At 44.2% G+C, this 9435-nt stretch carries 3 protein-coding genes; all 3 read right to left on the bottom strand.

Going from position 1 to position 9435, the window contains the following annotated elements:
• Window positions 1-3209: TonB-dependent receptor (locus VF500_RS29835; RefSeq protein WP_330863148.1), on the bottom strand; the 3209-nt coding region annotated here is incomplete at its 3' end.
• A gap of 601 nt (window positions 3210-3810) precedes the next feature.
• Entirely contained in the window at window positions 3811-8115 is a 4305-nt protein-coding gene (locus VF500_RS29830; protein WP_330863147.1) for a hybrid sensor histidine kinase/response regulator transcription factor, read from the bottom strand.
• 208 nt (window positions 8116-8323) lie between these two features.
• The coding region (locus VF500_RS29825) for a family 43 glycosylhydrolase (RefSeq protein ID WP_330863146.1) at window positions 8324-9435 on the bottom strand (1112 nt) is incomplete at its 5' end.

The following is a 9435-nucleotide window of genomic DNA, read 5'->3' as shown; positions in this document are numbered from 1 at the left end:
AGGCCACCTATGCCAACTTTTTTCAATACGGATTTAGGGACAGTATATCCCAACGTAAGTGTGTTAAGACGAAGGAACGAACCTTTTTCAATGCCGAGGGTTGATGTAACTCCCGTTTCGCTGTACGCCAATGGCAAATCGGCATTTGCGTTTGCCGCGTTAAATTCATCAGGTGTTTTTAGCCTGACAAGTTGCCCGTTAACAACATTATAAATTTTGTAGGCGTTGGCCATGATAGCCAGCTTGTTTTCATAAACGCCCGCTTCTTTAGGGCCGTACAATGATGCCAGTTTGTTGGCATTATAAATATCGTTACCTACGCTGTAATTGAAGTTTAGCCCCAGGTCGATATTTTTATAGGCAACGCTAATGTTAAAGCCGCCTGTAAACTTCGGAGTGGTATTGCCAATAACTGAAAGATCTTTATCGTCTATCTTGCCGTCGTTGTTCAAATCTTTATACTTGGGCAGCCCCGGATAAGCGATCTGGCCGGTCGGGCGATCAGCGCCGGTAGTAAGTCCATGAACTACACCACCAGTTACGCTTGTAAGGTCGGGTACACCGGTTTTCAGCGTATACATGCCATTGCTGTAGGTAAAATCGTTAGGGGTGTAAAAGCCATCATACGTTAAGCCGCGCACCAGGCCGACAGGTCGGCCCACTACAAGCTGGTAATCAGATGCGGGGTAAGTTGCGCTGCCTGCCCAGCTTGTACCGTACAGCCCGGTCACGTTATCGGCAAGCTTGTCTACCTTGTTTTTATTGAAAGTAATGTTGCCACCAGCAGTAACCCTCCAGTTTTGGTTTTTGAATACTGTTCCTAAAAGCGATAGTTCTACGCCTCGGTTGCTTATTTGCCCGATATTGGCATAAGTATAGGTAAAGCCGGTAACACCGGGTATGGTAGTTTGAGTAAGTACGTCTTTAGTGGTATTCCAGTATACATCAACAGTACCTGATAATTTATCACCAAACAAACTGAAATCCGTTCCGATATCGCGGGTGATAGTAGTTTCCCATTTCAAATTTGGATTAGATAAAACGGTGGGGTTGCTTAAAGAATACGCAGCAAGGGTAGTGTGGTTGATGTCGTACTGGTTTCTTGGATCGGTTACAGAACCCCATGATTGTGTGTTAAGCCCCGTAGGGATATTATTATTACCAACGGCACCGAAAGATGCGCGAAGTTTCCAGTTGTCGACCCAGTTAACATTTTTCATGAAAGGTTCCTGCGATATCCTCCATGCAAATGCGCCGCCCGGGAAATATCCCCAGCGGTTATTACCGGCAAACCTGGAAGAACCATCCGCACGGAATGTAAGTGTTAATAAATACTTGTCCATGAAGTTATACATGGCACGGGCAAAGTATGAGTTAAGACGATCGGGGGTATTTACGCTGGATGAAAATGCGAATGAATTTTTTGTCCTGTCGTATTGGTTGATCTGGGCAAAAGCTGTTTGCTCGGTAAAGTTTGACGGAAAGTAATTTGCCTGTATAGAAATACCGGTACCCCCCGAATTGAAGAATTCCGTACCTGCCAATAAACTGATCTTATTGTCTTTATTAATGTTAAACTCATAGCCCAGTGTGTTTGCCCAGCGAAGGCCCCAGCTGTCGTTTTTGCGATAATCGGCATTACCGGCATACAGTTTATTACCGGTTGCATCGTCAATATAGCCGTTATAGGTAGCGCCCGACCAGTATTTACGCTGTGTCCAGGTGCCGTTTCCGCTAAAATCGGTATGGTAGGTTAAGCCTTTAATGATCACCCAATTCAATGAGGCTATCCCCACAAAATTTGACGAAAGACTAAGCGGATCATAATCACTGATCCGGGCTACAGGGCTATAGCTATCCCACAAAGCGTTTTTACCGTATTGCGATATATTATTGCTTGCTGTTAATGCAGACAGGCTGCCTAAAATATGGTTAGTAGCAATGGGGCGGAAGCGATATGCAGAAGATAATATTGAGCCGCTGCCGCTGGTAACACCTTCATCGCCAAGTGTGGGGGTATTGGCATAGCGGGTGTTAATGTCGAACGTAACGTTGTCAAATATTTTTTGGGTAAGTTTAAATGCGGCTGTTGCCCGGCGTTGGTATGATTGCAGTTTCATACCCTCATCATCGCTGTAAGTGGCAGAAAACAATACTTTTGTTTTGTCGGTGCCTCCTGATATGGTAAGGGCATGGTTCCATGATACCGACTGTTTATAGGCTTGCTTTTGGATATCATCTGTTGCAAGGTTCCGGTAACTCTCTATTCCCCCGGCATTGTTGCCGGCATTTGCGCCCAGGCCATATAATTGCTCAAATGGTGTTTGATAAGCGGTTCCGTTTGCCGCCGCGTTAGCCCATACATATTGCAAATAATCGTAAGGGCTTAAGGCTTTTAAATATTTGTTTGGCCTGTTAATTTTAGCATAGCCATTATAGCTTACGTTGGTTTTGCCTGCTTTTGCCGATTTGGTGGTAACAAGTACAACACCATTGGCGCCACGTGAACCATAGATGGCTGCCGATGAGGCGTCTTTTAACACGTCAATACTTTCCACCTGGTCGCCGGGGATATCATTTAAATTGCCCGGTACACCATCAATAAGCACCAATGCCTGGTTGCTTTGTGATATGGATGTTCCGCCCCGTACACGGATGTTAACACCTGCACCCGGGCGGCCATCCTGCGAGGTAATGTTTACTCCCGGCAATTTACCCTGCATGGCCTGCGCCACGTTAGGAACCGGAGTGGCTGCGATGTCCTTCCCGCTAACTGAAGCTACAGCGCCGGTTAAATCGCGCCTTTTGACCGTACCGTAGCCGATAACCACAATCTCATTCAGGTCTTTTTGACTTCCGGCCAGCGATATGTTAATGGTTGTGCGGTTGTTGATGTTTTCTTCGATGGAAGCATAACCCATAAAAGAAAATACCAGTATCCCCTGGCCGGTTTTAACTTTTAAACTGTAATGGCCGTTCGCGTCGGAAGTTGTGCCGGTTGATGTACCCTTAAGGCTTATACTCACACCGGGTAATGTCCGGTCATGTTCGTCCTTGACAGTACCGTTCACTGTTTTGTCTGCCTGGGCAAATAGCCGGCAGGTTATCGCCAGCAAAAAAAAGATGCTGAGCACAAAGCTTCGGTTAAGAAGCCGGATCTTTTGCCGCCCGTGCCCGGCATTGAATAGTAATTGTTCAGGTAAATTCATTATTAAATTGGTTTGATAATTGGTTTATAAATTAGATGGGACTGAATTGAACAGTACAGACAATGCGAACATTGATCTGCCGGTTTTTATCAGTAAAGAAGTGCCGGTTGCGCCTTTGCAATAAGTTTAAGCTGTACCATGCGTGTTTTTCCGGTCCACATTTTAGCCGAACCGAAGATTAGGCGGGTGTTGCGACCGCACACTAATAAAATGCCGCGCAATAATTGTTGAAAAAACAAGTAAAGTTTTTCTCATAGTAAAAATTTAAAGCGCCGACTATTGGTTGTTTGCCGGCAGGGTTAACATTGGTTATAATTAGTGATCAGCATCGATGCCCGGATAAACCAGGTGATCGGTTGTGATAAAAACAAACCTATATAAATATGTCCCGCAGCAGGGTTGAAATTTGGCCAAAAAGGTTTAAAATTAGTTCAATAAGGATGTGTTTTGTGCTAAAAGGGCAAATTACTGTGTTTTTAGTCCGTGGGTTCAGCAATCCTCATCGTTAAATAATTGGAATTAAAAATATCAGGAACGCAGGATGCTTGTGGTTTATGCACATCGCTCCAATGGCATCCGGAATTGATGGGCCGCTATGCAGCTATTGAATGATCTCGGGAGATGACTTTGACGTTTTTTGATAATCGGAGGGGGAAATATTGAACTTTGCTTTAAAACAGGTAGCAAAATATTTAGGGCTGTTAAACCCTACGGCATAGGCGATTTGGGAGATATTATCGCTGCCTGCATCCAGTAATTGCTGCGCCCGTAAAAGCCTGTGATCGCGAACAAATTCAACAGGGCTGAGCTGGGTAAGGCTTTTCAGTTTGCGATAAAAAGTTTGCCTCGACATATTGATCACTTCGGCAACCGACTCGATATTAAAATCGGGGTTGTCCATACCCGCGTCAATCAGTTCCAACACCTTTTTCAAAAATATTTCATCTTTTGATGTTACTATAATATCCCCCGGATTTAAACTCACTACTGCCTTACCCGTCATCATTTCATTGACAAGCCTGCTCCGGCGTTCAATAATATTTTTAAGGGTTGTGAGCAAAAAGGCGGTATCAAAGGGCTTTGTGATGTAGTAATCGGCTCCGTAATTTAAACCTGCTATCTGGCTTTCAACAGCTGTTTTAGCGGTAAGTAATACTACCGGTATATGGCTGGTGGCGGCATCACTCCTTATTTTACCCAATAGTTCCAATCCATCCATCCGCGGCATCATTACATCGCTTAAAATGACATCGGGTTGCAGTTTTAATATTTTCTCCCAGCCTTCAACGCCATCAGCAGCGGTTTCTATACGGTACTTACCGCTTAGCTGCATCCTTATCAATTCGCGCATATCCTGATTATCTTCTACCAAAATCAGTAAGGGCTCATTATTTAGTCCGGCATCAATGGCTTGTTCATCTTTTAGTGCGGTATGGATTGGCTGTAACAACGCGGGGCCTGGTTTATCTTCTGGCATTGCAGCCGGAGCCATGTTTGTAACGGCGTTAACCGGCAAGGTTACCCTTACCCAAAATCCACCGGGCTCTCTGTTCTGCGCGCTGATAGTTCCCTTGTGAAGTTCAACCAATTCTTTTGATAAGGCCAGCCCAATGCCCGTACCCTTTAAATGTCCGGTATTAGGGTGCGACCCTTCGGTATAAAGGTCAAATAAGCTATCAATTTCAGATGGCAGTACCCCGCATCCTTCATCTGTAATATCAATTATCATATCGCCGGTGTTCTTCATCTGCAAGTGCACGGTGATCTTTTTTCTTTCGGGGGTAAACTTATAGGCGTTGGCGATCAGGTTATATAATACGGTTTCTATTTTTTCAGGATCAAGCCAAACCATGGCCGTATCTACATCTGTTTTAAAGGCAAATTCAATGTTTTTTAGTTGCCGCGTCTCTTCAAAATAGCCGGCTACATCGGTAATGAGTTCAACCATATTGATAGCCGAAAGGTTTAATTTGGCCTTGCCGCTTTGCACTTTTCTGAAATCCAGTAACTGGTTTACAAAGCGGACCATACGGTTTGCGTTGCGCTGAATAATTGTCAGGTATTGGCGGTCATCCCTGCTAAGATAAGCTCGTTGCACAAGCTCATTAATAGGATTGATAATAAGGGTAAGCGGGGTACGCAGCTCGTGCGAGATATTGGTAAAGAAACTCAGCTTTAATTCGGTCATTTTTTGCTCAACGGCCACTTTCTGCTTTAACTTCAGCACAGTTAAAGCGTTTTGCCTGATAGCGGCCAGTATGGCGCAAATGATAATAGCATAAATAATATATGCCCACCAGCTTGCCCATGGCGCAGCAAGTACCGTAATGGCCAGGCTTTTATAAGGGACGTTTATAAACCTGTCGGGATCATTACATTTTACCTCGAAAGTATAGTTGCCGGCAGGCAGGTTGGTATAAGTGGCCCGCTGTTGGTCGCTATCCTCATGCCATTCGTTATCAAATCCTTTTAAACGGTAAGCGATGGTTAGGTGGTTACCCGAGCGGTAATCTAAAACGGCATAATCCAGGCTGAAAATATTTTGATCATGCTTCAATTTAATACCATCCGAATAGTTAATATCACGATCAAGGATCCGGGTGCTATCTTTGATCGCGATATCCCTGTTGTTCACCTGCAGGTTGGTTAGCACTAAATTTGTTTTAATTGCATCGTTCTTAACCTGGCCCGGATCAAAAACCATATAGCCCCTTACTGCACCAAACACCAGTTTCCCATCTTTTGTGGCCTGGCATGAACTCTCAGAAAACCCTTTTTTAGGAATACCGTCATAAGAGTTGAAATTTTTAAACTTACGGCTATTCAAATCAAACATGGATAAACCGGCCTTAGTAGCCAGCCATAAGTGTTGATATCCATCACCTATACAACTCATGACATAATCATTGGCTAGACCTTGTTTTGAGGTGTATGCTTTAAACTTTTGCAGGCCGGTTTGCGGATCGGTGAAAGCCAGGTTTAGCCCGCCGCCGGATGTTACAAGCCACATTTGGTTTTTGCTGTCGCGATAAATATGCTGGATATCGTTATTGCCCAGGCTTTGAGGGTTGCCGGGTATTTTTTTGTAAGTTTCGTATAAAAGTTTACCGTTTTGATAGTTCAGGATTACGAGGCCGCCTGTGGCTGCTATCCATAAACGCCCATTTGCATCTGTTGCTAAATATCTTATTTTAAGACAGGTTTGCGGATATCCGGTCCCGGTTTCAGACAGCCTTGTAAATGAAATATTGCCATTGTTCCTGGTGAGCAAACATAGCCCGTTATCAAACGTGCCTAACCAGATGCGCCCTTCCTTGTCTTCTTTTATCGAATAAATTTCGTCGCTGTTAATGGATGCCGGATCGGAGGGATCGTAGCGGTAGTTTATCAGCCGGTAACGAAGCTCTGAAGGATCGGTAGGTATAGCTTGGTATAAGCCCCTGGTTTTAGTACCCATCCAGATAACTCCGTTATGGTCCTGGGTAATGCAATAAACCGCGCCAATATTTTGCCCTGCAAAATTGGTGAAAGTTACCGGCAGCTGTTTCCCGTTTTTGTAAACTAAAACCTGCCCGTTTTTTAATCCAAACCACAGCCTGTTTTGCCGGTCGGTACAAATTCCTCTTACCTCATTGTCTGATTGGAAGTCGGCATGCTCATTTAGTAAACTGGTTTGAAAAACGTTTGGCGGGAAAATTACTTTTTCAAGGCCGTGTTCATCTGTATGCAGCCAAAAGATGCCGGCAGGGTCATAATATATGGTAGTTACAAGGTTTGAAAAACGACGGCTGTTTGAACCGGGCTCGTTATAAAAGTAGTTAAACTGTTTTGAAACGTTATCATAGTAGCCAAATCCGCCATCTCTGAGCACACACCAAACAACACCATTCTTATCTTCTATCACCTTAAAGTGATTGGCAAAATTGGTTTTTTTGGCATCGTTTTTTTGAACAAACGTTGCGAATTTTTGAGTTAGCAGATCAAAGCGGATAGCTCCTTTTGAGCCCGGTTCGATCCAAAGCGCACCCGAACGATCTTCGAAAATTGTATGTAATGATTCGCCCGCATGATAAACCGTGCGCGATAACAGACCGATCCCTAAGGTAAATGATATCAACTCGCCGTTGCCTGTTGTTAAATAAGCTTTTGTATGGCCGCGGTTAACCAATATCGTATTGATATCAGCAGTACTGATTCGTTGTTTCGAGAACTGCTTTTCCTGTTTATCATATAGATACAAAGTGCCTTTTCTTGTGCCAAAAAACAGCTGCGATTTGCTTTCGGCAACGCAGGTAAATGCTTCTTCGGGATGTTTATCTAAATCAGCTATTTCGTAGCTGCCATTTCGTTGACGTTTTTCAAGGCATAGAAGGCCGTGTTCTGTCCCTATCCATTTCTTTCCCTCGCTATCTCCGTAAAAAAATTTAAACTTGTTTGAAGGCAACCTCGAAGTTGCCGCGGCGTTTTGCTTATAATGCCTGTAGCTTATCCCGGCAGTGTTGATACCGCTTACGTAAATAATTCCGTTGTTTAATGTACTCACCCATAAGGCGTCCTGATCAAGGGATAAGATCTTATCAAAAATGATCTTCTCTTTGAGGTTGAGGATAAGAGCGAGTGAAAGAAAGCGGCCTGTTTTTTTGTCGAAGCGATAGATCTGGGAATCATAAGCTTTGATCCAAAGGTGATCGAAATTATCTTCGGTGATCTGATCGATACGATTATTGTTGATTTGCGACGAATCGCCGGCCAAAGATTTGAAGACGGTAAATTTACGTCCGTCAAAGCGGTTAAGGCCATCCCAGGTGCCAAACCACATATATCCCTGCCTGTCTTTGAACATCGATGTGATAACATCATGAGATAAGCCGTCTTCGGTTGAGTAATGTTCTGTTATGCAATGCATTTGGCAAAATGCAGCCCCGGTTAACAACCAAAGCAAAAACATGCACAAAAAACACCTGAGCTTCATATATTTTCTACCTCAAAAAACATTGACTTACAATTAGGCTATACCGCGGATTGCCGCGTTACCGTTAAATCTATAAAATTTATTTTGCTTATCATATCCCTGATCTTCGCTGCACTGCCACATCATATTTATTACCCCATGATTATCTGTCAATAGGTGTAACTCTAAACCAATCAAAATCAGCATAGCCCGAATCAGTGATCTGTGTATCGCGCGTGCAGAAAATGCCAACCTTCGTGCCGATCCAGCGCCCCACTTCGGCCTGGAATGTTTCACCGGCATTGATGAACGTTTGCCCATCTGTACTGTAGCTAAAATCGCACTTAGCGCCGGCGCTTACTTTTACACGCAGCCATACAGCAGACTTATCCAGTTTAGTAATGGTTTTCTCTTCTTCGGCGTTACCTTTATCTGCGTCTTTGCAATGGTCAAATACCAGGTATATGCCATCTTTTTTGTTTTTAACAGCTATGCCGGCATAACTGAAACCCATAATTGTTAAACCTGCTTTTTCTTCCAGTTTAATATTAGGTGTAAAAGTCATTTTGGTTGTAGCCTCAAACTCGTCGGCCATAAATTTCTGCAGCAGTACATTACCTGCGCCCCAAAGGTTTTTAGCACCCTCAGGCATCTTATCCGAATAAAGTCTTAATACACCTTTGCCCGGGTTCATATAATACCAGCTGGCCTGCGCGTTAGCCATCCACTGCCATTGCAGGCCGAGGGTATTTCCGTTAAACTCATCGCTTTCAACCGGTGTTTCGATTGGGTAAGTTTTACTAACATTTGGTTTTTTGTAAACCAGTACAGGCTCGCCTTTACCATCGCCATCTTTATCGGTACCTATTACCGGCCAGTTATTTTTCCAAACCATAGGCTGCAGGTGTACCACGCGGCCGTACTGTTCTTTATCCTGAAAGTGCAGGAACCAATCCTCGCCGGTTTGGGTAGTTACCCAGGCACCCTGATGCGGGCCATTAACGGTTGTTTTACCCTGATCCATCACTACTTTTCGCTCGTAGGGGCCATAAATGTTTTTTGACCTCAGCACCAGCTGCCACCCGGTAGGCACCCCGCCCGCCGGCGCAAAAATGTAGTAATAACCATTCCGCTTGTAAAATTTAGGCCCTTCAATGGTTGGATCGGTTTCGTGCCCGTCATAAACTATTACGCCTGCATCAGTTACTTTGGTGCCATCCGCATTCAGCTTATTTACCGCGATAACACTTTTAATACCGGCACGGCTGCCGGCAA

It is taken from the genome of Mucilaginibacter sp. (assembly GCF_036383575.1).
GTDB lineage: Bacteria > Bacteroidota > Bacteroidia > Sphingobacteriales > Sphingobacteriaceae > Mucilaginibacter.
This window is presented reverse-complemented; position numbering and strand designations above follow the sequence as displayed.

Bases quoted from the DNA above. Each gene is read 5' to 3' on its own strand.
- VF500_RS29830 (WP_330863147.1), bottom strand. From the start codon at position 8,115: ATGCATTGCATAACAGAACATTACTCAACCGAAGACGGCTTATCTCAT.